Consider the following 21895-nt stretch of genomic DNA (forward strand, 5'->3'; position numbering starts at 1 on the left):
GTATTTCGCTTGAGGCTGTCTAACATCCGAGCCGACGCGGGGTCAATGGGCCCGGCGACCGACCCAGCGAGGAGCCCACGCGATCATGACCGCGAGCGTGCACGGACCCGTGGACGTCGTCTGCCTCGGCGAGTCCATGGTCACGTTCCTGCCCACCCAGGCAGGGCGTCTCGCCGATGTGCCGTCCTTCGTCCGCGGTATCGGGGGCGCCGAGTCCAATGTGGCATGCGCGCTCGCCGCGGCGGGACACCGCACACGCTGGGTGGGCCGGGTCGGCGCAGACGGCTTCGGTGACCACCTCGTCTCGGCGATCGCCGCGTACGGGGTGGACACCTCGATGGTGGCCCGCGACCCGGAACGCCCGACGGGCGTCTACTTCCGCACGGCGACCGACCGGGCGACGGACGCGCACGAGGTCGTCTACTACCGCGCGGGCTCCGCCGCCTCGGCGATGTCCCCGCACACCGTGCCGTCCGGCGCGGTCCGGTCCGGCCGCGTGCTGCACCTCTCCGGCATCACGGCTGCCCTCTCGCCCGACTGCCTCGCCCTGATGCGCGGCCTCGCCGCCCGGCGGGACGGTGGTCCGCTCCTCTCCTTCGACGTGAACCACCGGCCCGGCCTGTGGCGCGATCCGTCCGGCGCGGACGTCCTGCTGGAGCTGGCACGCGGGGCGGACATCGTGTTCGTCGGGGAGGACGAGGCGGAGGAGGCATGGGGTGTACGGGGCGCGGACGCGATCCGCGCGGCGCTGCCGCAGCCGTCGGTGGTGGTCGTGAAGCGCGGCGCCGCGGGGGCGGTGTCCTTCACCCGGGGCCCGGAGCGGCTCCCCGCCCTCGACACCGGCACCGGCACCGGCACCGACGTCCTCACCACCGTCCCAGCCCCCCGCGTCACCGTCACCGCCCCCGTCGGCGCCGGTGACGCCTTCGCCGCCGGGTTCCTGTCCGCCACGCTCCGCGGGCTCACGGCGCGGCAGCGGCTGCGGCACGGGCACCTGTGGGCCGCGGCCGCACTCACCGTCCCGGGGGACCTGGCGGCGCCGCCCGCCGCCGCTCATGCCGACCGGCTCGTCGCCCTGGACGACGAGGCCTGGGGGAGACTGCACCTCGGCCCCGGGTGGACGGGGGAGGACCAGGAGGTACGTACACCATGAGCCAGACCGTCGACCGTGCGCTGAGCATCCTTCCGCTGCTCGCGGAGGGGCCGGCCGACCTCGGTCAGGTCGCCGACCGCCTCGGCGTGCACAAGTCCACCGCGCTGCGGTTGCTGCGCACCCTCCACGAGCACGGCCTTGTCCACCGCCAGCAGGATCAGCGCTACCGCCTCGGCGCCCGCCTGTTCGCGCTGGCGCAGGAGGCCGTGGAGAACCTCGACGTGCGCGAGATCGCCCATCCGCATCTCGTCGCCCTCAACGAGCAGATCGGGCACACCGTCCATCTCGCCGTGTACGAGGAGAGCGAGGTCCTCTACATCGACAAGGTCGAGAGCCGCTACCCGGTACGGATGTACTCCCGTATCGGCAAGCCCGTCGCGATCACCGTCGCGGCCGTGGCGAAGCTGCTGCTGGCCGATCTGCCGGAGGCCGAACGGCGCGCACTCGCCGAGAAGCTCGACTTCCCCATGTACACGTCCCGTTCGATCCCGAACGCCGGCGCCTTCCTCAAGGAGCTGGCGACCGTGCGCGAACAGGGCTGGGCCACCGACCTGGGTGGCCACGAGGAGTCCATCAACTGCATCGGGGCCCCCATCCGCGGTGCGGACGGCCGGGTCGTCGCCGCCATGTCGGTGTCCGCACCGAACGTCGTCGTCACGGCCGACGAACTCCTCACCCTCCTCCCGCTGGTGCGCCGCACCGCCGACGCCATCAGCCGGGAGTACTCAGGACAAGCACCCCGACAGGAAGAACGCCCATGACCGAGAAGACCGCCCTCACCCCGAGCACCCACACCGCGCCGCCCGCCAAGTTCTCCCACGGCGTGCGCAAGGGCAACATCCTCCAGGTCGCCGGTCAGGTCGGCTTCCTGCCGGCCGAGGAGGGCAAGGCCCCCACCCCCGCCGGACCCACCCTGCGTGAGCAGACCCTCCAGACCTTCGCCAACGTCAAGGCGATCCTCGAGGAGGGCGGCGCGAGCTGGGACGACGTGATGATGATCCGCGTCTACCTCACGGACACGGCGCACTTCGCCGAGATGAACGAGATCTACAACGAGTACTTCAAGGATCTGACGGTCGCCCCCGCCGCCCGTACGACCGTCTACGTCGGCCTTCCCGCCGGCCTGCTCATCGAGATCGACGCCCTGGCCGTCCTGGACTGATCTTCCTGAACCCGCCGCTCCACGGCACGGCGCTGCTCCCCGAAGCGCCGTGCCGCGCTCCCCCCTTGCCGAAAACAGGCGGAAAGCGCCTGGATCCGCCTGAAATCCCCTGAACGGACGCTCCCCATGTTCCTCGCCGCTGACGCACCCCCACCACCCACACCGCACACGGGCGGCCTGCTCACCCTCATCGACGGCACCGCCGGACTGCTGACCGTCGCCGCGCTCGGTATCGCGCTGCTGCTCGTCCTGATCATCAAGGTCCGGCTGCAGCCGTTCGTCGCGCTGCTCGCCGTCTCCATAACCGTCGGCCTCGCGGCGGGCCTGTCGGTCACCGAACTCTTCGGCACGGTGCAGAAGTCCGCGGCCGTCTCGGTCATCGAGTCCGGCATGGGCGGCATCCTCGGCCACGTCGCCATCATCATCGGCCTGGGCACGATGCTCGGCGCGATCCTCGAAGTGAGCGGCGGGGCCGAGGTGTTGTCGTCCCGCCTGCTGAATCTCTTCGGCGAGAAGCGGGCACCGCTCGCCATGGGTCTCACCGGCCTGATCTTCGGCGTCCCGGTCTTCTTCGACGTCGGCATCTTCGTCCTCGCGCCGATCGTCTACGCGGCCGCCAAGCGCTCCGGCAAGTCGATCATCCTCTACGCGATGCCGCTGCTGGCCGGTCTGTCGATGACCCACGCCTTCCTCCCGCCGCACCCCGGCCCGGTCGCCGCCGCCGGCCTGTTCGACGTCTCCCTCGGCTGGGTCATCCTGATGGGCATCGTCGTCGGCATCCCCGCCGTCATCGCCGCCTGGGGTTACGCCGCCTGGATCGGCAAGCGGCTGTTCGTCGAGGTCCCGCAGGACATGCTGGAGGCCGCGGAGGACGCCAAGGCCGCCGTCGCCGCCGAACAGGCGGCGGCGGGCCGGCAGCCGCACGAGGCGCCGGTCGCGCTCGGGACCGTCCTCGCCATCATCGGTACGCCGCTGGTGCTGATCCTCGCCGCGACGTTCTCCTCCATCGCGCTCGAGGAGTCCACGCTCCGCTCGGTCGTCGAGTTCTTCGGCAACCCGTTCGTCGCCCTGACGATCGCGCTCGTCATGGCGTACTGGCTGCTCGGCATCCGGCGCGGCTGGTCGCGCAAGTCGCTCGAGTCGGTGTCCACCCAGTCCCTCAAGCCGGTCGGCAACATCCTGCTCGTCGTCGGCGCGGGCGGTGTGTTCGGCGCGGTCCTGAAGGCGAGCGGTGTCGCGCAGGCCCTGTCCGACACCTTCAACGACGTCGGTCTGCCGATCATCGTGCTCGCCTACCTGATCTCCCTGGTGCTGCGTGTGGCACAGGGCTCGGCGACGGTCGCGATCGTCACCACGGCCGGCATCGTGCTGCCCCTCGTCGAGAACGGCGGCCACTCGCAGGCGTTCCTGGCGCTCGTCATCATGGCGATCTCGGCGGGCTCGATCTTCGCCTCGCACGTCAACGACGGCGGATTCTGGATCGTCGCCAAGTACTTCGGCATCTCGGAACGGGACACGCTCAAGTCGTGGACGGTCCTCGAGTCGGTGCTGTCGGTCGCGGGCTTCGCGGTCGCCGCGGCGCTGAGTCTGGTCGTCTAGCGGCGACCCGGGCCGGGCAGGGGGAGGGACGCGTCCCTCCCCCTGCCCTTAGGCTCGGCGGGTGCTGACATACGAACAGGTGCGTGAATGGGTCCGCGGCCGATACGGCCCCCTGCACGCCGAGCGGCGGATCACGGACATCGGGTACGCCTATTTGGTCACCACCCAGCCGGACGCGTACCTCGACGGGGACGCGTCCGCGATGACGTACGGCAACGGGCCGGACCTCGTCGTGAAGCGGACCGGCGCCGTCTGGCAGTTCGGTTCGAGCCCCATGCTGATGCCGCTGTACGACGTCCGTTCCGAGGACGATCTGCGCCGGGCGATGGCGGCCCTGCTTCCCGGGTGGGACCCGGACCGGCCGCACGGGTCGATCCCCCTGACGCAGGCGCAGCCCGGGTTTCCGCCGGTGGCGCCGGTGTATCCGGCGAGCCCGCCTGCCTATCCGGCTGCCGCGCCGGCGTACCCCATGAGCCCGGCCACCGCGCCGGCGTACCCCATGAACCCGCTTGCCGCGCCTGCGTACCCGGCGGTGCCCCAGGGGCCCGAGTTCGTCGCCGCCGACGCGGACAACGCGGTTCTCGTCGACGCGGTGGGCGTCTCCTTCGACCAGCGGGACGTCGTCACCGACTTCGCCTGGCAGGACGTCCACGCCGTCCACCACACCGTCCGGGGTCTGTGCCTGCTGGTCGGAGTGACCCACCGCAATGGCGTGTTCCACGAGTGCCGGGTCGGCGCCGGCCGTCAGAAGAAGCTGCGGGAGTGGTCGCAGCAGCTCGCCGTGACGCTCGGCCACTACCGAGGCGGCAACCCGGGCATGTGAGGCCCCGGCGGACGGCCCCGGGTCAGCCGAGGCAGAGGACGAGCAGGCAGACCTCGTTCGGGGAGGTCGTCGCCGTGTCCGTCGGGCGGGTCTGCGGCTCGTCGGCCCCGGAGCCGGCTGCGGCGGGCGAGGTGGGGGACGGCCGGACGCTGGGGGCCGTGGTCGCCGGCGTGGTGGCCGGTGAGGCGGGGGCCTGCGTCGGACGGGCCTGCGGGGCCTCGGGAGCGGCGGACACGGTGCGTGCCGGCACGGCCCGGTCGGGCGCCGCGGTGGGAGCAGAGGAAGCCTGCGCCGTCCGCGGGGCGGAGGCGGCGGTCTGGGACGGCCGGGGCTCGGGAGACCTCGTGGCGCGTTCACCGGACTGCGTCGGGGACGCGACGGGCCGGCTCTTCCTGGCCTCGTCCGGGACGGTCGGGTCCGGTGCGGCGGCGGCGCTCGCGCCGCCCTTGCCGGAGTCGGTGGGCAGCGCGGCGATCGTCAGCGCGCCGCCGACGATCGCGAGCGCCGTGCCCGCGGCGGCACGCCGCTTGTTCTTCTTCCAGCGGGCCAGTTGCCGCCGCCGGGCGGCACGGCCCTGTCCGGTGGACGTGGACGTGGACGTGGTCGTGGCCGTCGCGCTGTCCGTGCCGGCGGCAGAGGCGGCCTCCGGCCGGGCGGGGAACTCCTCCGCCCCGTACGGCTCCCAGACCGTGGCAGCCGTGGCAGCCGTTGCCGCCGTGGCCCCCGCGCCGTGCGTGGGCGGGGCTATGTCGGGGGCGTACGCGCCGCAGCCGGGGCACACCAGGGCGCCGTTGAGGTGCCGACGGCATGAGGAGCAGTAGTCCATGTGCTTCTTCCTGTGCTGACTACGCCGCCAAGATCATCGGCGACCTGTTCACGTTGAGCGTGCTTGGGCCGGTCGGCGAGCAACGCTAACGGCGGCTCCAGGAGGCGGTGCGCAGCACCTGTGACGCTTTTGGAAAGATTGCCTTTCACCGGTCCGGAGGGATTGCGCTCCCCGGACGGACACGTGCCCGGACGTGCCGGTGCCGCGCGGGAGGTGTCCCGCGCGGCACCGGTCGTCGAACGGTCAGGCGCAGTACTGCTGCTCCTTGCCGATGGAGCGGTACATGCAGTCCGAGTTCTCCAGCAGTTGGAGCACCGCGTCCCGGTTGCGGCTCGTCTCGCGCTCGATCACCTCGTCGGGCGGGTAGAAGCCGCCGCCGCCGAAGCCGGCCGGGTACATCTCGAAGGTGTAGCCGAAGATCTTCTGGCTGCCCCACAGCCAGTCGTCGATCGAACCGTCGGTGATGTAGAGGTCGCTCGACTGCTCCGGGGTGTATCCGTTGCTCGCGGCCATCTTCCTTCCGACGGCGGCGAAGGCGTCACGGTCGTCCTGGGTCATGCCCGGGGCGGTGTCGGCATTGGTCCAGCCGAACGGCCAGAGCACCAGCTCGCTGTACGTGTGGAAGTCGATGCCCGTGGTGATCTGCTGCTTGCCGCCGACCACCCGGCTGCGCACGAAGTCGGCGACGACCTTCACCTCGGGCGCGGACTCGGCGGCGCGGCCGCGGTACGTCTCCGAGCCCGTGGAGCCCGACGAGCCGCCGCAGCAGCCCCACTTGTAGTTCCAGTTGCGGTTCATGTCCGTGCCGACGTTCGACGAGCCGGTGTTGGGCTGCCGGTTCTTGCGCCAGCTGCGGTAGGAACCGGACGCGATGTCGTACTCGCCGCCGTCAGGGTTGAGGTCGGGGACGATCCAGATCTCGCGGCCGTTCACCGCGTTCGTGATCCGGGAGTCGCTGCCGTAGTCCTCGCCGAACTCGCGCAGCAGGTAGAGCGCCATCTCGACGGTGAGATGCTCGCGGGCGTGCTGGTGGTGGGTGAAGAGGACCTCCGGCTCGTTCTCGTCCGTGGCCACGTTGTCGCTGATCTTGACGGCGACGATGTCCCGGCCCTGGTAGCTCTTGCCGATGACCCGCTTGCTCATGATGTTCGGGTGCTGCGCCACGCGCTGGTTGATCTCGGCCGTCATCTCCGCGTAGTTGTGGTAGCGGGAGTCGGCCGACGGGAAGTCGAAGGGCTTCACGTCCGCCGCCGTGCGGTGCTGCGGCGGCGCGGGCAGCGCCTTGAGGGTGTGTCCGAGGGCGCGAAGCCGCCGTGCCTGCGCGGCGGTTGCGCTGACCACGACCGTGTGGTCGTCGGCCTCGTCGATCGACACACCGGTGCGGGCGATGGCGGTGCGGTCGGCGACGGTGTCGGGCCCGTGGATCTGGTACTGCCTGATCTGCTCGTCCTCGGCGGCGGCGGGTGCCGGCCGGTCCGCCGACGGTGCGGCGCCGGCGCTGATGGGCGCGGCCACCGCGAGCGCGAGGGCGGCCGCGAGGGTGGCGGCCTTCCTCCGGTTCGCACGTATGCGAAGTCGCATGCTGTCTCCTGGGTGGGGAGTTGTGGGGGGTGTTCAGGTGCGACGTGCGGGTCTGTGCCGGTGTTCGAGCACATCGTGTCGGGGTGACATGCTCGGGTCAAGGAGAGGATCGGCCGATCCTGGACGCCGCCGGATCGGCACTGCCCCTTGCGCGATCACCCGCGCGGCGCTTTGGTGACAGCGATCACCTGGGACGAGTGGAAGGCGGCTGTGCCATGGCAGGCACCACCGAGCAGGACGCGGACGGGACGCTCTCCGTGCCGCGCAAGTCGAGCTGGAAGTACATCGGGCCCGGGATCGTCGTCGCGGCGACCGGTGTCGGGGCCGGAGACCTGGTCGCGACGCTCATCGCGGGCAGCAAGTTCGGATACACGCTGATGTGGGCGGCCGTCATCGGCTGCGTCGTCAAGATCTCGCTGGCCGAGGCGTGCGGACGCTGGCATCTGGCGACCGGGCGCACTCTCTTCGAGGGCTGGCGGTCCCTCGGGAAGTGGACCACCGTCTACTTCGCCATCTACGTGGTCGTCTGGGGGTTCGTCTACGGGGCCACCGCGATGTCCTCCAGCGCGCTGCCCATCGTCGCCCTGTTCCCTGACGGTCCGGGCCTCAAGGTGTGGGCGGTCCTCACGGGCCTGGTCGGCCTGGTCTTCGTCTGGTTCAACCGGTACGCCGTCTTCGAGAAGGTCATGACGGTGCTCATCGGCATCATGTTCGTGGTCGTGGTGTACGTCGCGATCCGCGTCACGCCCGACATCGGCGCCGCGTTCGCGGGCCTGGCCCCGGTGCTGCCCGACGGGTCGCTGCTCTACACCCTCGGTCTGATCGGCGGTGTCGGCGGCACGATCACCATGGCCGCGTACGGCTACTGGGTCAACGCCAAGGGCTGGACCAACACCGGCTGGATGAAGGTCATGCGCCTGGACAACCGGGTCGCGTACATCACCACCGGCGTCTTCGTCGTCGCGATGCTCATCGTCGGCGCCGAGCTGCTGCACGCCTCGCACCTCGCCCTCACCAAGGGCGACAGGGGGCTGATCGACCTCGGGGCGATCCTGGAGGACAAGTACGGCGCGGTGACCGCCAAGCTGTTCCTGGTCGGCTTCTTCGCCACCTCGTTCTCGTCCCTGATCGGCGTGTGGCACGGCGTCAGCCTGATGTTCGCCGACTTCGTCGAGCGGCTCCAGCTCGACCGCAAGGGCGTGCCCGTCGACAAGGGCACCGTGGAGGAGGTGGCGGCCGGCCGGAAGGAGCGCTCGTTGCCGTTCAGGGCGTATCTGCTCTGGCTGACGTTCCCGCCGATCACGCTGCTCTTCCTGGACCAGCCGTTCGGCCTGGTCGTCGCCTACGGCGTGCTGGGCGCGTTCTTCATGCCCTTCCTGGCGCTCACCCTGATCTGGCTGCTCAACTCCTCACGCACCCCGGCGCAGTGGCGCAACGGCATCCTCAGCAACGTGATGCTGGCCGCCGCGGGCCTGCTGTTCGTCGTGCTGTGCGTCCAGCAGGTGCGGGAACTGCCCTGGTGACGTACCCGTCCGCACGAAGGCGGTGAAGCACCGACCGGGCCGTACCGCCGGGGGAGCGGCGGTACGGCCCGGTACGGGGGCCAGGGGTTACGGCAGGTTGTGGACGTGCGGTCCGACCGCGTTGGACCAGGCGTTGCCCGCCGTGGCGTCCCAGTTGGTGGACCAGGTCATGGCGCCCCGCAGACCCGGGTAGGTCTTCGAGGGCTTGAACGAACCGCAGTTCGTGCCGCGGGCGAGGCAGTCGAGCGCGTTCTTCACGATCGACGGGTCGACGTAGCCGCTTCCCGCGCCGCGGGTGGAGGCCGGGACGCCGAGGCCGACCTGGGAGGCGTCGAGGCCGCCCTGGAGCTGGATGCAGGCCAGCGCGGTCAGGAAGTCGACCGAACCCTGCGAGTACACCTTGCCGTCGCAGCCGAGCATCGAGCCGCTGTTGTAGTACTGCATGTTGACGACGGTGAGGATGTCCTTCACGGCCAGCGCGGTCTTGAAGTACTCCGTGCCGGTGTTCTGCATGTCGATGGTCTGCGGTGCCATCGTCAGCACCAGCGACGAGCCCGCCTTCTGCGACAGCTGGCGCAGCGCCTTGGTCAGGTACGTCGAGTTGATGCCGTGCTCCAGGTCGATGTCGACCCCGCTGAAGCCGTACTCCTGCATCAGCGCGTAGGCGCTGTTCGCGAAGGCCGTGGCGGACGCGTCACTGTTGATGGTGACGTTGCCCTTCTCACCGCCGACCGAGATGATCACCGACTTGCCCGCGGCCTTCTTCGCGGCGATGTCCGCCTTGAAGTCGGCGACGGAGGCGTATCCGACGGCCGGGTCGAGGTTGAAGACGATCTGGCCCGGCGTGGTGGTGGAGTCGGCGAACGACACCGCGATGATGTCGTACTGCGACTGCACGTCGCGCAGCTTCTGCACGGTGGCGCCGTTGTCGAAGTTCTGCCAGTAGCCCGTCAGCGCATGCTTCGGCACCGCCGGATTGCCCGGGTTGCCGCCCGTGGGGCCGGTCCTGCCGGTGACCGCGGCCGACCTGGCCGACTCGCCCGCCGTGTTCGTGGCCGTGACCTGGAACTGGTACGAGGTGTCCGCGGAGAGGCCGGTCACCGTCGCCGACGTACCGGAGACGGACTGGACCCTGGCGCCGTCACGGTAGACGTTGTAGCCGGTCGCGCCGGAGACCGCGCCCCAGCTGAGGGCCACGGAGGACGACGTCACCGCGCCGACGGTGGGAGCCGCGGGCGCCGCCGGGACCACCGGGTCCGGATCGGTGCCGCCACCGCCGTCGGGGCCGAACACGTTCACGTCGTCGGCGTAGTAGGCGGCCTGGCCGTACCAGCCATGGGTGTAGACGGTCACCGACGTGGTGCTCGCACCCGTGGTGAAGGAGGTGGTGAGCTTCGTCCAGCTGCTGCCGCCCGGCGTCCAGGTGGACACGTCCGTCGTCCCGGTGCCGCTCGCCCCCAGGTACACGTAGCTGCCCTGCACCCACGCGCTCAGCGAGTACGTCGAGTTCGGTCTGACCGCGACGCTCTGCGAGCACTTGGCGTTGTCCTGGCCGGCGGGCGTGGCCTTCAGCGCGGAGGCGCCGCTGTGCACCGGGGAGGACACGGCGGCGCCGCTGCCGCCGGAGCAGGACCAGTTGGTGAGACCCGATTCGAAGCCGGCGTTCTTCGCGACGTTGACGTCGGCGGCCTGCGCGGTCCCGGCGGTGCCCATCAGCGTCAGCCCGGTGCCGACCGCGAGCGCCAGGCCGGCGCCCAGGGCCCTTTGTCCGGATCGCGCCGGGCGGTTCCAGGAAGGACCTGGCCATCTCCGTGAGCGTGTGGTGCGGTCCACTTGCGGCCTCCGGTGGGGGAGTTGGGGGGTGGGGATGGGGCTTGCGGACGGTGGCCACCGTTGGGCGTAAAAGCTGGTCCAGACCAATTGGGTTGTCAAGACCTCTGGCAGTGATTGGTCCCTGGAACGGTGTTCACTGCCTGGGCGGTGATGGTTAGAGTGCTCATGCAGGAACACGGAGTAGCGAGCACCAGCAGCAGGAGCACGGGAGCAGTTGGGATCTGCGGCCGCCGGACACCCCGGTGTCCGGAGCTGAACGGGGAACGAGCGTGCCGACCGCAATAGCAGTCACCAGCGCCGACCTGGTGCTACCGCCCACCGATCAACAGACGCCCACCGCCGCCCTGCTCCACCCGCCGGACGAGGCCCCTCTCGACGCCGCGCTCAGCGACATGAGCGTCCTGCTCGAGCAGCACGGCTACGTCGTCGGCCTCTACCCTGCCTCGCTCCCCGCCGCCCACAAGCGCCGGCTGCACACGGTCCGCGCCGTGCTGGAGAGCGACCGCATCGCCCTGCTGGGGCTCGACCTGCCGCCGCTCGGCGTCGCCGTGCTCGCCCGGCAGCTACGGCAGCTGTCGATCTGCGACTTCGGAGCCGGAGTCATCGCCTCCGCCGCCCGGCTGCTGTCCCACTACATCTACGCCGGCGCCCTGCTCGGCTCCGTCGCCCGGCTCGACCGCATCCCGGTGAGCCTGAAGTCCCACGCCAAGTCCTGGATGCCCGGCACCCAGTTCGGTGTGCTGGCCGGCCCCCGGCCCCAGATGGTCAAGGTCGGCGGGGGCGGACACCTGGCAGGGCCCGACTTCGCCACGCAGCTGATCGTCGCCGGAGGACAGCTCCAGTCGGAGTGGGTGACCGGCACCCTCGCCCCGGCCTGGCGCGTGCAGCAGGTCCACGAGGTCCCGCTGCCCCAGGACTCCGCGCGCTGGTGGGGGACGGGACGGCTGATCGAGTTCGCCGCGTTCCTCCCCGACATCTCGGTCCTCTACCAACTGGTCTCTTCCGTACGGCGAGAGGTGTGCACATGGTGCGGCATCCAACTCATCGGTGACCGCTGCGGCTTCTGCTCCGCCCCGCTCACGGCCGCCTCGAGCCGCACCGGGGCGACCAGGGCGCTGACCGCGGGGCCATGAAAGGCCACGCCCGGCTGCCCGCCGTGACCGCCACCATGGCCGCCGCCCCCGCCGCGTCGTCCACCGCACCGACCGCTTTCGCCGCCCCCGCCGTGTCTGCCGCATCGGTACCGTCCGCCCCATTCGTCCCACGTCATCGAACGAGGTCGTCCTACCCATGAATTCACGGCAGCGCCGCGGCGTTCTCCTGATTCTGCTCTCGGTCGTCTGCGGCATCGCCGCGTTCGCCGGCGTGCTCACCGTGATCGCCGATGTGAACTCGAAGGTCGGACCCGAGACCACCGCTTACCGCGTCAAGAGCGACATAGCCCCCTACACACCGCTCGAGGCCGGGCAGTTCGAGAAGGTCTCGATACCCGAACGCTGGCTGTCGCGGAGCGCGGTGACCGACCTCGGCGTACTGCGGGGCAAGATCGCCGTGACCGAGCTGCGCAGCGGGTCCCTGCTCCAGAGCGACATGATCGTGCAGAAGCCGGAGCTGGAGAGCGGCCAGCAGGAGATCGCCATCGTGATCGACGCGGCGACCGGCGTGGCCGGAAAGATCCGGCCGGGCAACCTGGTCAACATCTTCGCCACCTTCGCCGCGCAGAACGACTCCGGCACCGACCAGTCCCGGCTCATCGTCGCGAACGCCAAGGTCATCGACGTCGGGGAACTCACCGCCCTCGAGCGCAGGAGCGGCGACCGTGGCAACGCCCCCCGCGAGGCGGTGCCGATCACCTTCGCGCTGAACACGGCGGACGCCCAGCGCGTCGCCTACGCCGAGTCCTTTGCCGAACATGTGCGCCTGGCCCTGCTGCCCGACGGGAGCCCCACCACCCTGCGGCCCGGCGACGGCAGCTACGACCTCTCAGAAGACAAGAACAAGTGAGGGCCGGATGACGACGCGTATCCTCCCCGCCGTCGGCGAACCCGACGCCGCTCGGTCCATCGTGAGCCTTCTGGGCCGGCTCCCCGACGCGGAACCGGCCCCACCGGTCGGTGACTCGACCTCGCTGGTCGACATGCTGGCGCGGCTCGCCGCCGAGTCCCTCGACGAACTCCCGGAAGTCGTCCTGGTCCACGAGCGCATCGGGCCGCTGCCCGCACTCGAGCTGATCCGGGACGTCGCCCTGCGCTTCCCGGCCGTCGGCGTCGTGCTCGTCACCGCCGACACCGGTCCTGGCCTGTACTCGGCGGCCATGGACTCCGGCGCCCGCGGCCTCGTCGCCCTTCCTCTCGTGTACGAGGAACTGGCGCAGCGCGTCCAGGCGGCGGCCGGCTGGGCAGCGGGCGTACGCCGGCACCTCGGCCACGGTCCCGAGGCGGCGTTCGGCGGGCCGGGCGGCACCGTCGTCACCGTGAGCGGCGCCAAGGGCGGCGTCGGCACGACCGTCACGGCGATCCAGCTCGCCCTGGCGTCGGCGGCCTCCGGTCACTCCGTCGCCCTCGTCGACCTCGACCTCCAGGGCGGTGACGTCGCCTCGTACCTGGACGTCCAGTTCCGTCGCTCCATCGTGGACCTCGCCGCCATCCGGGACATCGGCGCCCGGGTCCTCCAGGACGCCGTCTTCAACCACGAGACGGGCGTGGCCCTGCTCCTCGCCCCGGCGGAGGGCGAACGCGCGGAGGACGTCAGCGACCGGCTCGTCCGGCAGACCCTCGGCGCCCTGCGGCAGCGATACGAGATGGTGGTCGTCGACTGCGGCACACAGGTCAACACCGCCAACGCCGCCGCCATCGAGTCGGCCGACACCACCCTGCTGCTGACCCAGCCGGACGTGGTGACCGTACGGGCCACCAAGCGGATGGTGCGGCTCTGGGACCGGCTCCAGATCCGTAAGGCGGAGGAGACGATCACCGTCGTCAACCGCCACACGCGGACCACCGAGATCCAGCCGCCGCTCGTCTCGAAGATCACCTCCACGCGGGTGGCACGCACGGCGATCCCCGCGAATTTCAAGGAGCTCCAAGGGGCCGTCGACGCGGGCCGTATGCAGGACCTCGAGGCCAAGTCGTCCGTCAAGCAGGCCATGTGGGCCCTGGCGGGCGAGCTGGGACTGGTCAAGGACGTGCAGGGGGACGCGAAGCAGAGCCGCTTCGGGGCCGGACGCCGGCACGGGCGCGCGAAATGACCGGGCCCGCCCCGCGCATACGGGACGACCGGGGCCAGTCGGCGATCGAGTTCACCGGCATGGTGCCGATCATCCTGGTGACGCTGGCCGTCCTGTGGCAGTCGGCACTCGTCGGCTACACGTTCGTGCTCGCGGGCAACGCGGCGGACAAGGCGGTGGCCGCGGGGACGCGGGCGGAGGGCGGTGGCGCGGCGGCCTGCGCGGCTGCCGCGGAGGAGGACCTGACCGGAGGCTGGTCGGCGGCCGTCACCTGTGGGCAGGAGGGAGACCTGTACAAGGCCGAGGTCTTGCTCGAGGTGCCGCTGCTGTTCCCCGGCGTCAACCTCCCGATCACGGTCAAGGGCCGGGCGGGCGCGGCGGCCGAGTGGAGGGACGAGCCATGAGACGCCGGGACCTCCGGGACGACCGCGGCCAGAGCGCCGTCGAATACGGCGGCTGGCTGTTCCTGCTGCTCTTCGTGATGACGATCGCGGTGCAGGTGGGCCTCGCCGTGTACGCGGCCCAGCAGGCCGGCACCGCGGCCCGCGCCGCTGCGCGGGTGGCCGCGCAGGACGAGGCGACGACCAGCCCCCAGGTCGCGGGGCAGCAGGCGCTCAGCTCCTGGCTCGACGCCTCCGTCGCCGCCCGCCAGGACGGCGACGCGGTCACCGCCGACGTCACGGTCACCATTCCCGGCGTGGTCCCCGGCGTCAGCTTCGGCACCGTCACCAAGTCCGCCACCATGCCCCTCGACAGGGAGTCGACACGATGAGCCTGCGCGCACGCATCCAGCGCATCGACGGCCCCGAGCCGGCGAACGGCCAGAGCGAGGAGAGCCGGCTCGTCGGCGTCTACCGGGCCAAGCTCCTCGAGGAGATCGACCTCGCCGAGATGTCCACCCTCGCCGCCGCCGAACGCCGCGTCCGCCTGGAGCGAGTACTCGGCCACATCATCAGCCGCGAGGGCCCCGTCCTGTCCACCGGCGAGCGCTCCCACCTCATCCGGCGGGTCGTCGACGAGGCGCTCGGCCTCGGCATCCTCGAACCGCTCCTCGAGGACGCGTCCATCAGCGAGATCATGGTCAACGGCCCCGAACAGGTCTTCGTCGAACGGGACGGCCGGCTGGAGCAGCTGCCGCTGCGGTTCTCCTCCACCGAGCAGCTGATGCAGACCATCGAGCGCATCGTCTCCACCGTCAACCGCCGTGTCGACGAGGCGAACCCCATGGTCGACGCCCGACTCCCCAGCGGGGAGCGCGTCAACGTCATCATCCCGCCGCTCTCCCTGACCGGCCCGGTGCTGACCATCCGCCGCTTCCCGCGCGCCTTCACCCTCCAGGAGATGATCGGCCTCGGATCCCTCGACGAGCACATCCTGATGCTGCTCGCGGGCCTGGTGCGGGCCAAGTTCAACGTGATCGTCTCCGGCGCGACCGGCACCGGCAAGACCACCCTCCTCAACGCCCTGTCCGGGCTCATCCCTGACGGCGAACGCATCGTCACCATCGAGGACTCCGCCGAACTCCGGCTCCAGCAGACCCATGTGATCACCCTGGAGTCCCGCCCCGCCAACGTCGAGGGCAAGGGCCGCATCACCATCCGCGACCTCGTACGCAACTCCCTGCGCATGCGCCCCGACCGCATCATCGTCGGCGAGGTCCGCGGCGGGGAGACCCTCGACATGCTCCAGGCCATGTCCACCGGCCACGACGGCTCGCTCGCCACCGTCCACGCCAACAGCGCGGAGGACGCGCTGATGCGGCTCCAGACGCTGAGCTCCATGTCCGAGGTCGAGCTCCCGTTCGTGGCCATCCACGACCAGATCAACAGCGCCGTCGACGTCATCGTCCAGCTCACCCGGCACGCGGACGGGGCACGCCGGATCACCGAGATCGCCGTCGTCGATTCGTACGGCCGCGAGGACTACCGCTTCGTGACCGTCTGCCGCTTCGAGGCGGAACCGCCGGCCGGGGACGGGCGCGTGCACGGCAGGTTCCGGTACTTCCCGCTGCCCCGGCGGGTCGCGGAACGCCTCTACATGGCGGGCGAGGCGATCCCGCCCGCCTTCGGCGTCGGCGAGTCGCAACTGGAGCTCGCCACCCGGGTGCCACCGGGCCTGAGCCCCGTGCCCGACCCACGCACCGGCCACTCACCGGAAGGGCACCGCCCGCGATGAACCTGCCCCTGGTGACCGTCGGCGTCACGCTGCTCGGCTGCGTACTCGCCGTGCTCGGTGTGCGCTCCTGGTCGGTGGGCCAGGCGCAACGCCAGGCCCTGGTCGACCGCATGTCGCAGTCCGGACCGCTCGCCCTCGAGAGCGGCCGCCGGCGCCGTTTCGCGGGAGTGGACCGCAGGCTGCGCGGCACGCGGCTCGGCCGGCGGATCGAGCGGAGCATCTCCGCGACCGGCCTGGAACTGACCGCCGGGGAGTACGCCGTCTACGTCGTGGCCGCCCTGCTGGCGCTCTACTTCGTCGTCGGCTCGGTCTTCGCCCCCTTCTTCGGCCTGCTCGCCGTCCTGATCGGCCTCTGGGGCGCGAACGGCTTCCTCAACTGGCAGCGGGCCAAACGCACCGAGGCGTTCATCAGCCAGCTCCCCGAACTCACCCGCGTGCTCGCCAACGCCACCCAGGCCGGGCTCGCCCTGCGCACCGCGATCGGCATGGCCGTGGAGGAGCTCGACGACCCGGCGCGCGAGGAACTGCGCCGCGTCGCCGACCAACTGGCCCTCGGCCGCTCCCTCGACGACGCGCTCGGCGACCTCGTCGAACGCCTCCCGTCACGCGAACTCACCGTGCTCGTGTCCACCCTGATCCTCTCCAACCGGGCGGGCGGCACCATCGTCACCTCACTGCGCAACCTCACCGAGACCTTGGAGGAACGCAAGGAGACCCGGCGGGAGGTCACCACCCTCCTCTCCCAGGTCAAGGTGACGGCGGTGGCCGTCCCGGTGCTCGGCCTCGGATTCCTGCTCGTCATCAACGGCATGCGGGACGGGGCACTGGAGGACATGACCGGCGCACTCGGCGGCCGCGTCGCCGTACTGATCGCGGCCGGGCTGTACGCACTCGGCTTCATCCTCATCAACCGGCTCACCCGCGTCCGCATCTGAGACCTGACCAGAAGGGAGGAGACCCACATGCTCGGACTTGCCCTGGCCGCCGTGATCGGCGTCGCCGTCGTCGGATTCTTCCACGGCATACGTATGTACCGGGCGGAGGCCAAGCTCCCCGGCGACCTCGCCATCGCCCTGGAGGTCGGCGCCACCCGCACCAGCTACCCCGGCATGGCCATCGACCGCCTCGGCATGCGCTGGGCCCCCTCGGTCCAGCGACTGATGGGCCCTCGCCACGTCGACCGCGTCCGCCGCAGGCTCGACATGGCGGGCAACCCCGGCGGCCTTACGGTCGACCGGTACGCGGCCCGCCGCGCCGTCTACGGGGTCCTCGGCGGGCTCGTCGCCTTCGGGATGCTCATGAACGGGCAGGTCGTCCTCGCCGTCCTGTTCCTGCTCTACGGCCTGTTCTGGACGGACGTCCTGCTCCGGGCGGCCATCGCCCGCCGCCGGGACGACATCGAACGCACCCTGCCGGACTTCCTCGACGTACTCGCCGTCGTCGTCTCCGCCGGCCTCGGCTTCCGGCAGGCCCTGGAGCGCGTCGCGGAGAAGTACCAGGGCCCCTGGTCCGACGAACTGCGCATCACCCTCCGGCAGATGGACATGGGCATGGGCCGGCGCGAGGCCTTCGAACAACTGCGCCGCCGCAACGAGTCGGAGCAGGTGTCCATGTTCGTCTCCGCGCTCCAGCAGGGCGAGGAACTGGGCGCCCCGATCGTCGACACCCTGATCCAGATCGCCAACGACATGCGCAGGACGGACGCCCAGAACGCCAGAAGGAAGGCGGCCAAGGCCGTCCCGAAGGCGACGCTGATCGTCACGAGCTTCATGCTGCCCGGGACGATGATCCTGATCGTGGCGGGCTTCTACTACGCGGCCGACGTGGACTTCGGCGCGATCTTCGGAGGCTGACGAGTGAGGCGGCTGCGATGAAGGGTTCACGAGCGATTCGACCAACGGTCTTCGCTCACGCAAGCGAATGTGGGAGATTCTCCTCGGAGGCCCGGCGTAGCCGGGAGACTGCATGGAGTGATCAGCGGCGAGGGAGGCCGGACCGACATGAACCAGCGGTCCGTCGAAGGGGAACGAGGGGTACGCCATGAGGGACTTCGGCCTGCACAAGGTCGCGGCTGCGATCGGACTCCGCCGGGACGGACTCCGCGTCGATCGGGGGCAGGGGTCGATCGAGTACGTCGGGATCACGATTCTGGTGGTGGCGATCGTGGTGCTGCTGCTGAACACGAACATGGGCAGCGAGATCGCCAACACGTTCCGAGAGAAGATCAATTCGGTCCTCAACGGAGGCGGGGGCGGCTGATCCGCTCCGGGCGGGAGGACAGCGGCCAGGCAACGCCGCTGTACATGGCGGCTGTCGTGGGCCTTCTCTTCCTCGTGCTGGTGTATCTCGCCTTCGGGCAGGCCGACGTCACGCGTAACGGCACGCAGACCGCCGCCGACGCCGCTGCGTTGGCAGCGGCCCAGGATTCCCGGGATCGGCTTGAATTGACGGACCTCCTCGACGACCTGGAGGCCATCCTCGACGGCGAGGTACCGGCAGGTACCCCGGACGGTTGCGCGCGGGCTGCCGACTTCGCCGGCCGGAACGAAGCCGTGGCCGACGGGTGCACCCCGCTGAACGACGGCCGATGGGGCTTCACCGTCAACGTCGAGTCCCAGGAATCGATGGGCGACAGCATCATCGAGGGAACGGCGAACAAGCACGCCACAGCGCGCGCCACCGCCGTGGTCGAACCACGCTGCACCTTCACTCCGGGAGAGCCCGCGACGCCGGAGCCGGGCGAAGGAGAAGAGGAGGACGAGCCGAAGCCCTCGCCGGGCAAGCTGCTCTGTGACTCCGACGAGTGGGTCATCGACCCCGAAGAACCCGATCTGCTGCCGGACATGGCAGACCTTTTCACCGTCAGACTGGCCGAGGACTGAGCCGATGAACGCAAAGGAACAGGATTGATGAGCATGCGGCACATGAGCGCCATGCGCCGGGCAGGGACGGCAGCCTTGCTGTCGTCTTCTCTGGTGTTCGCTCTGGCGGCCTGTGGCGGTGGCGGCGAGGAGAAGGACTCGGACAGATTCTCGTCATCGGCTCCGGCCACGTCCGGCGGTGACAAGGGCAGCAAGGCGCCGGAGGCGGCGCCGAGTACGCCGAGCGAACCGATCGCGACGGTCAAGGGCGACAAGGGCATCGAGATGTCCGTCCTGCAGGCACGACGGGACGCCGGTGGCTTCCTGACCGTGGAGGGGGACTTCAAGAACACGACCTCGAACGGCTTCTCTGTACCCGTCAGCTGGATGGGCACAGAGCAGGCGGTAGCTTCCACCGGCAACTCGCTGGCCGCGATGACCCTGGTGGACTCCAAGGGCAAGAAGCGCTACTACGTGCTGCGTGACACGGACAATCGTCCGCTGACCACGTACGGCTACAGCAGTTTCATCAAGGCGGGCGAATCTCTGTCCTTCTTCGCCCAGTTCCCCGCCCCGCCCGCCACCACCACGCAGGTCGCCCTCCAGTTCCCCGGCTTCCCCAGCACCACGATCGAGCTGTCGTGATGCGCCCCGCGACCAGGATCACCGTGACCGCCGCCGTCCTCGCGGGTGCGCTTTCCGCCGGCCTGCTCGCCGGCGGCAGCGCCTTCGCCGACGACGGCCCCTACGCGGCGCCGCCCGCCGAGGCGCCCGTCAAGGTCGACGCCAACGACTCGGACCTGAAGCTCCCCGAGGGCGCGACGCTCGCCGAGCCGAAGGTCATCGACATCAAGTCCGTCGTCGAGGACATCAGCGGTGAGGAGCGCCGCGAGGAGACGAACTCGGACATCAAGTTCGCCCTCCAGGCCGAGGTCCTCTTCGGCAAGGACAGCGCCAAACTCTCCGGCGAGGCGACCTCCCGCATCTCGGCGATCGCCACCGAGATCAAGAAGCAGAACGCCAAGAAGATCCGGGTGTTCGGCTTCACGGACGACCTCGGCACCGAGGCGCACGGCGACAAGCTGTCGAAGGAGCGCGCCGACGCCGTGCACAGCGTGCTGTCGCAGCAGTTGAGCGCCGAGGGGATCACGTACGAGATCCGCGGCTACGGCGAGGACTATCCGATCGCGAGCAACACGTCGGAGGAGGGCCGCCGGAAGAACCGCCGTGTCGAGGTGTCGTTCCCCAGGGAGTGACGATCACGCGGGAGTGACGATCACGCTCAGTACTGGGACTCCGCGTACAGTCCGAACGCCCGGGAGATGAATGCCCGTACGGTGCCGCGGCGCGTCAGGACGGAACGGTCGACGCCCGTGAAGAGCGTGGCGAGCGCGATGTCCGCGGCGACGGCGCGGCCCGCGGCGGTCAGCGTGATCTGCCGGCGCCGGCCGCGGCCGGACTGCGTCATCGTGATCCTGACGCCCGGGTCCTCGCTGTCCGGCTGCCGCATGAGCACGTAACGGCGGCGGTTGACGGCCCACAGCCGGTATCGGTCCCCGCCGTACCTCATGTGCAGTGCGCGCCCGCGGTGGGTCAGGGCAAAGCGGTTCCTCGACGTGTGGACCATGGCGTCTCCGAGGCGGAGGGTGATGCGGTTCAGTGTCGGCCGGGTGAGGACTTCCGTGTGGATCCCGCGGCTTTCGAAGGTCGCCGTCGGTATGGACCCGCCGCGCACCTCGGCGACCACGACCTCTGAACGCGTCCGGTTCAAGGGGCTGGTGACCTTGATGTCGCCGAACTCCGGTGACGTTCCCCGCCAGCCGGTCAGCTGCTCGCGGCGGGCGCCTTCCTTCCAGTGGTGGAGCAGGAACGGGGTGACGGCGGAATGCATCGCTCTCCTCGCTGGTCGCACGGGCGGAGGACCACGGTACGGGCCCGTGCGTCCGGCGCAGGAGCCGAGGTCTCAGGGGCCGATCGTGAGCGTGACGCCCCGCCGCACCCCCCACTCCGCCAGCGTCCCCGCCTCCGCCTCGAGCACATGGCGGGCGCGCGGTCGCGGCAGGCCCACGCGGCCCGGGGGCATGGTGCGGACGCTGAGGACACGCAGGTCGCGGTCCAGGTAGGCCACGTCGATGGCGAAGCGCATCCCGACCGAGTGGACGCTGCCGCACGGGGTCAGGAGCATCGCGCCCTCGATGCCGTCGCGACCGAGGAGGCCGCGGCGCCGGGCCCGGTACGTGGCGGCTATCTCGACCTCGGCGACGGGGCGGCCGTCGATCGTCAACGTCCCTGTTCCGTCACGCCATCGGCGTCCTCGTCGCATGGCCTCCACCGTAGTGCGCGGTCCGGCTTACGCTCGGTGCGTGGACGCAGCGCTGATCGTCGTCGCCGCCCTGTGGGGTGCGGGCACAGGCCTGCTGTGCCCGAGGGCGGCGTACCGGCTGTCCGTCGGGGTGGGCGAGGCCTGGCGGGACACCTGCCCGGCGGGGCACGTGTACGCGGGGCCGGGGCGCGGGTGGTTCGGTGGCGCCTGCTGCGCGGCTCCCGTCCCGGCGCGGCTCGCGGCGCCGCTCGTCACCGCGGCGGCGTGCGCCGTTCTCGCCGCGGCGACGGGCGCACGGCCGGAGTTGGCGGCCTGGCTGGTGCTGGCGCCGTTCGCCGTGCTGCTGGCGCTGGTCGACCTGAGGGTGCGGCGGCTGCCGGACCGGCTGACGCTGCCGCTGGCCGGCGCGGCCGCGGCGCTGCTCGGGGTGGCCGGGCTGTCGCCGGGAGCCGGCGGGCAGTGGAACACCGCCCTGCTCGGCGGACTCGCGCTGGGCGGCGTGTACTTCGCGCTGTTCCTGATCCACCCAGGCGGCATGGGGTTCGGGGACGTGAAACTCGCGCTCGCGCTCGGCGTCGTGCTCGGCTGGTACGGCTGGGCGGTGCTCTTCGCGGGCGCGTTCGCCGGCTTCCTGCTCGGCTCGCTGTACGGGCTCGGGCTGGTCGCCCTGCGCCGTGCGAGCCGTAAGAGCACGATCCCCTTCGGACCGTTCATGATCGTGGGGGCGCTGGCCGGCGTCGTCCTGGGGGCGCTCGCGGCCGCCTGAGCCGCCGCGAATACGCGCGACACGGCCGCCCCTCGGCGCGCAGA

24 protein-coding genes are annotated in these 21895 nt (G+C 70.7%); 19 read left to right on the forward strand and 5 right to left on the reverse strand.

Annotated features, from left to right (window positions below):
• Window positions 1–85: 85 nt before the first annotated feature.
• The 5 genes from ACIPJI_RS08525 (at window position 86) to ACIPJI_RS08545 (ending at window position 4737) form a co-directional block, all read left to right on the forward strand.
• Window positions 86–1153, forward strand: coding sequence for a sugar kinase (locus ACIPJI_RS08525; protein WP_402245192.1), 1068 nt, complete (start codon window positions 86–88; stop codon window positions 1151–1153).
• A complete protein-coding gene (locus ACIPJI_RS08530; protein WP_005312701.1) occupies window positions 1150–1914 on the forward strand; it encodes an IclR family transcriptional regulator in 765 nt (254 codons plus the stop codon). The genes ACIPJI_RS08525 and ACIPJI_RS08530 overlap by 4 nt, the downstream gene beginning before the upstream one ends.
• Window positions 1911–2315 carry a RidA family protein gene (locus ACIPJI_RS08535; protein ID WP_159687936.1) on the forward strand — a complete coding sequence of 135 codons (405 nt, stop codon included), beginning with the start codon at window positions 1911–1913 and terminating at the stop codon, window positions 2313–2315. The genes ACIPJI_RS08530 and ACIPJI_RS08535 overlap by 4 nt, the downstream gene beginning before the upstream one ends.
• Window positions 2316–2441: 126 nt before the next feature.
• Window positions 2442–3914, forward strand: a complete 1473-nt coding sequence (locus ACIPJI_RS08540; RefSeq protein ID WP_356623346.1) for a gluconate:H+ symporter — start codon at window positions 2442–2444, stop codon at window positions 3912–3914.
• Window positions 3915–3975: 61 nt separating this feature from the next.
• On the forward strand, window positions 3976–4737 hold the full coding sequence (locus ACIPJI_RS08545) for a hypothetical protein (RefSeq protein ID WP_402245195.1): 762 nt from the start codon (window positions 3976–3978) through the stop codon (window positions 4735–4737).
• A gap of 22 nt (window positions 4738–4759) precedes the next feature.
• Here the strand turns inward: ACIPJI_RS08545 and ACIPJI_RS08550 are convergent, their stop codons facing one another.
• Window positions 4760–5563 (reverse strand): hypothetical protein, encoded by an 804-nt coding sequence (locus tag ACIPJI_RS08550; protein WP_402245197.1) that lies wholly within the window; start codon window positions 5561–5563, stop codon window positions 4760–4762.
• A gap of 243 nt (window positions 5564–5806) precedes the next feature.
• Window positions 5807–7144 carry a M14 family metallopeptidase gene (locus tag ACIPJI_RS08555; RefSeq protein WP_307708037.1) on the reverse strand — a complete coding sequence of 446 codons (1338 nt, stop codon included), beginning with the start codon at window positions 7142–7144 and terminating at the stop codon, window positions 5807–5809.
• A 215-nt stretch (window positions 7145–7359) separates the two neighbouring features.
• Between ACIPJI_RS08555 and ACIPJI_RS08560 the strand changes: the two genes are divergently transcribed.
• Window positions 7360–8667 carry an Nramp family divalent metal transporter gene (locus ACIPJI_RS08560; RefSeq protein ID WP_356623340.1) on the forward strand — a complete coding sequence of 436 codons (1308 nt, stop codon included), beginning with the start codon at window positions 7360–7362 and terminating at the stop codon, window positions 8665–8667.
• Between the two features lie 87 nt (window positions 8668–8754).
• On the opposite strand, the gene ACIPJI_RS08565 is transcribed toward ACIPJI_RS08560, so the two are convergent.
• Window positions 8755–10500, reverse strand: a complete 1746-nt coding sequence (locus tag ACIPJI_RS08565) for a chitinase (RefSeq protein ID WP_402245200.1) — start codon at window positions 10498–10500, stop codon at window positions 8755–8757.
• Window positions 10501–10769: 269 nt separating this feature from the next.
• On the opposite strand from ACIPJI_RS08565, the gene ACIPJI_RS08570 reads away from it, so the two are divergent.
• The 12 genes from ACIPJI_RS08570 to ACIPJI_RS08625 all read left to right on the forward strand — a co-directional run bounded on the left by ACIPJI_RS08570 (window position 10770) and on the right by ACIPJI_RS08625 (window position 20018).
• Window positions 10770–11633: a hypothetical protein gene (locus ACIPJI_RS08570; protein ID WP_402245202.1), complete on the forward strand. Its 864-nt coding sequence runs from the start codon at window positions 10770–10772 to the stop codon at window positions 11631–11633.
• A gap of 157 nt (window positions 11634–11790) precedes the next feature.
• The gene (gene cpaB / locus ACIPJI_RS08575) at window positions 11791–12504 is read left to right on the forward strand and encodes a Flp pilus assembly protein CpaB (RefSeq protein WP_402245204.1); all 714 of its coding nucleotides are present in this window, start codon (window positions 11791–11793) and stop codon (window positions 12502–12504) included.
• 7 nt (window positions 12505–12511) lie between these two features.
• A complete protein-coding gene (locus ACIPJI_RS08580; protein ID WP_356623334.1) occupies window positions 12512–13747 on the forward strand; it encodes an AAA family ATPase in 1236 nt (411 codons plus the stop codon).
• Window positions 13744–14130 carry a pilus assembly protein gene (locus ACIPJI_RS08585; protein ID WP_356623333.1) on the forward strand — a complete coding sequence of 129 codons (387 nt, stop codon included), beginning with the start codon at window positions 13744–13746 and terminating at the stop codon, window positions 14128–14130. The genes ACIPJI_RS08580 and ACIPJI_RS08585 overlap by 4 nt, the downstream gene beginning before the upstream one ends.
• The gene (locus ACIPJI_RS08590; protein ID WP_402245207.1) at window positions 14127–14498 is read left to right on the forward strand and encodes a TadE/TadG family type IV pilus assembly protein; all 372 of its coding nucleotides are present in this window, start codon (window positions 14127–14129) and stop codon (window positions 14496–14498) included. The genes ACIPJI_RS08585 and ACIPJI_RS08590 overlap by 4 nt, the downstream gene beginning before the upstream one ends.
• Window positions 14495–15901: a CpaF family protein gene (locus ACIPJI_RS08595; RefSeq protein ID WP_356623330.1), complete on the forward strand. Its 1407-nt coding sequence runs from the start codon at window positions 14495–14497 to the stop codon at window positions 15899–15901. Before ACIPJI_RS08590 ends, ACIPJI_RS08595 begins: the two co-directional genes overlap by 4 nt.
• Complete coding sequence (locus ACIPJI_RS08600) at window positions 15898–16836, forward strand: type II secretion system F family protein (protein ID WP_402245209.1); 939 nt, start codon at window positions 15898–15900, stop codon at window positions 16834–16836. The genes ACIPJI_RS08595 and ACIPJI_RS08600 overlap by 4 nt, the downstream gene beginning before the upstream one ends.
• Window positions 16837–16863: 27 nt before the next feature.
• Entirely contained in the window at window positions 16864–17754 is an 891-nt protein-coding gene (locus ACIPJI_RS08605; RefSeq protein WP_402245210.1) for a DUF5936 domain-containing protein, read from the forward strand.
• A 187-nt stretch (window positions 17755–17941) separates the two neighbouring features.
• On the forward strand, window positions 17942–18160 hold the full coding sequence (locus ACIPJI_RS08610) for a hypothetical protein (RefSeq protein WP_356623362.1): 219 nt from the start codon (window positions 17942–17944) through the stop codon (window positions 18158–18160).
• Window positions 18160–18783 carry a pilus assembly protein TadG-related protein gene (locus tag ACIPJI_RS08615; RefSeq protein WP_402245787.1) on the forward strand — a complete coding sequence of 208 codons (624 nt, stop codon included), beginning with the start codon at window positions 18160–18162 and terminating at the stop codon, window positions 18781–18783. The genes ACIPJI_RS08610 and ACIPJI_RS08615 overlap by 1 nt, the downstream gene beginning before the upstream one ends.
• 27 nt (window positions 18784–18810) lie before the next feature.
• Window positions 18811–19407 (forward strand): hypothetical protein, encoded by a 597-nt coding sequence (locus ACIPJI_RS08620; protein WP_402245212.1) that lies wholly within the window; start codon window positions 18811–18813, stop codon window positions 19405–19407.
• Window positions 19407–20018, forward strand: a complete 612-nt coding sequence (locus tag ACIPJI_RS08625; RefSeq protein ID WP_402245788.1) for an OmpA family protein — start codon at window positions 19407–19409, stop codon at window positions 20016–20018. The genes ACIPJI_RS08620 and ACIPJI_RS08625 overlap by 1 nt, the downstream gene beginning before the upstream one ends.
• A gap of 26 nt (window positions 20019–20044) precedes the next feature.
• On the opposite strand, the gene ACIPJI_RS08630 is transcribed toward ACIPJI_RS08625, so the two are convergent.
• On the reverse strand, window positions 20045–20653 hold the full coding sequence (locus tag ACIPJI_RS08630) for a hypothetical protein (RefSeq protein ID WP_402245214.1): 609 nt from the start codon (window positions 20651–20653) through the stop codon (window positions 20045–20047).
• A 72-nt stretch (window positions 20654–20725) separates the two neighbouring features.
• Window positions 20726–21085 carry a DUF192 domain-containing protein gene (locus tag ACIPJI_RS08635; RefSeq protein ID WP_356623322.1) on the reverse strand — a complete coding sequence of 120 codons (360 nt, stop codon included), beginning with the start codon at window positions 21083–21085 and terminating at the stop codon, window positions 20726–20728.
• 40 nt (window positions 21086–21125) lie between these two features.
• Between ACIPJI_RS08635 and ACIPJI_RS08640 the strand changes: the two genes are divergently transcribed.
• On the forward strand, window positions 21126–21851 hold the full coding sequence (locus ACIPJI_RS08640; RefSeq protein ID WP_356623320.1) for an A24 family peptidase: 726 nt from the start codon (window positions 21126–21128) through the stop codon (window positions 21849–21851).
• Window positions 21852–21895: the final 44 nt, after the last annotated feature.

Source organism: Streptomyces sp. NPDC086835 (assembly GCF_044745705.1).
Classification (GTDB): Bacteria; Actinomycetota; Actinomycetes; order Streptomycetales; family Streptomycetaceae; genus Streptomyces.

Excerpts from the sequence above, each read along its gene's own strand:
- ACIPJI_RS08580 (WP_356623334.1), top strand. The coding sequence starts at position 12,512 with ATGACGACGCGTATCCTCCCCGCCGTCGGCGAACCCGACGCCGCTCGG.
- ACIPJI_RS08560 (WP_356623340.1), top strand. The coding sequence starts at position 7,360 with ATGGCAGGCACCACCGAGCAGGACGCGGACGGGACGCTCTCCGTGCCG.
- cpaB (WP_402245204.1), top strand. The coding sequence starts at position 11,791 with ATGAATTCACGGCAGCGCCGCGGCGTTCTCCTGATTCTGCTCTCGGTC.
- ACIPJI_RS08630 (WP_402245214.1), bottom strand. The coding sequence starts at position 20,653 with ATGCATTCCGCCGTCACCCCGTTCCTGCTCCACCACTGGAAGGAAGGC.
- ACIPJI_RS08585 (WP_356623333.1), top strand. The coding sequence starts at position 13,744 with ATGACCGGGCCCGCCCCGCGCATACGGGACGACCGGGGCCAGTCGGCG.
- ACIPJI_RS08525 (WP_402245192.1), top strand. The coding sequence starts at position 86 with ATGACCGCGAGCGTGCACGGACCCGTGGACGTCGTCTGCCTCGGCGAG.
- ACIPJI_RS08550 (WP_402245197.1), bottom strand. The coding sequence starts at position 5,563 with ATGGACTACTGCTCCTCATGCCGTCGGCACCTCAACGGCGCCCTGGTG.
- ACIPJI_RS08535 (WP_159687936.1), top strand. The coding sequence starts at position 1,911 with ATGACCGAGAAGACCGCCCTCACCCCGAGCACCCACACCGCGCCGCCC.
- ACIPJI_RS08555 (WP_307708037.1), bottom strand. The coding sequence starts at position 7,144 with ATGCGACTTCGCATACGTGCGAACCGGAGGAAGGCCGCCACCCTCGCG.
- ACIPJI_RS08605 (WP_402245210.1), top strand. The coding sequence starts at position 16,864 with ATGCTCGGACTTGCCCTGGCCGCCGTGATCGGCGTCGCCGTCGTCGGA.
- ACIPJI_RS08530 (WP_005312701.1), top strand. The coding sequence starts at position 1,150 with ATGAGCCAGACCGTCGACCGTGCGCTGAGCATCCTTCCGCTGCTCGCG.
- ACIPJI_RS08620 (WP_402245212.1), top strand. The coding sequence starts at position 18,811 with ATGAGCATGCGGCACATGAGCGCCATGCGCCGGGCAGGGACGGCAGCC.
- ACIPJI_RS08625 (WP_402245788.1), top strand. The coding sequence starts at position 19,407 with ATGCGCCCCGCGACCAGGATCACCGTGACCGCCGCCGTCCTCGCGGGT.
- ACIPJI_RS08540 (WP_356623346.1), top strand. The coding sequence starts at position 2,442 with ATGTTCCTCGCCGCTGACGCACCCCCACCACCCACACCGCACACGGGC.
- ACIPJI_RS08590 (WP_402245207.1), top strand. The coding sequence starts at position 14,127 with ATGAGACGCCGGGACCTCCGGGACGACCGCGGCCAGAGCGCCGTCGAA.
- ACIPJI_RS08610 (WP_356623362.1), top strand. The coding sequence starts at position 17,942 with ATGAGGGACTTCGGCCTGCACAAGGTCGCGGCTGCGATCGGACTCCGC.
- ACIPJI_RS08635 (WP_356623322.1), bottom strand. The coding sequence starts at position 21,085 with ATGCGACGAGGACGCCGATGGCGTGACGGAACAGGGACGTTGACGATC.
- ACIPJI_RS08600 (WP_402245209.1), top strand. The coding sequence starts at position 15,898 with ATGAACCTGCCCCTGGTGACCGTCGGCGTCACGCTGCTCGGCTGCGTA.
- ACIPJI_RS08595 (WP_356623330.1), top strand. The coding sequence starts at position 14,495 with ATGAGCCTGCGCGCACGCATCCAGCGCATCGACGGCCCCGAGCCGGCG.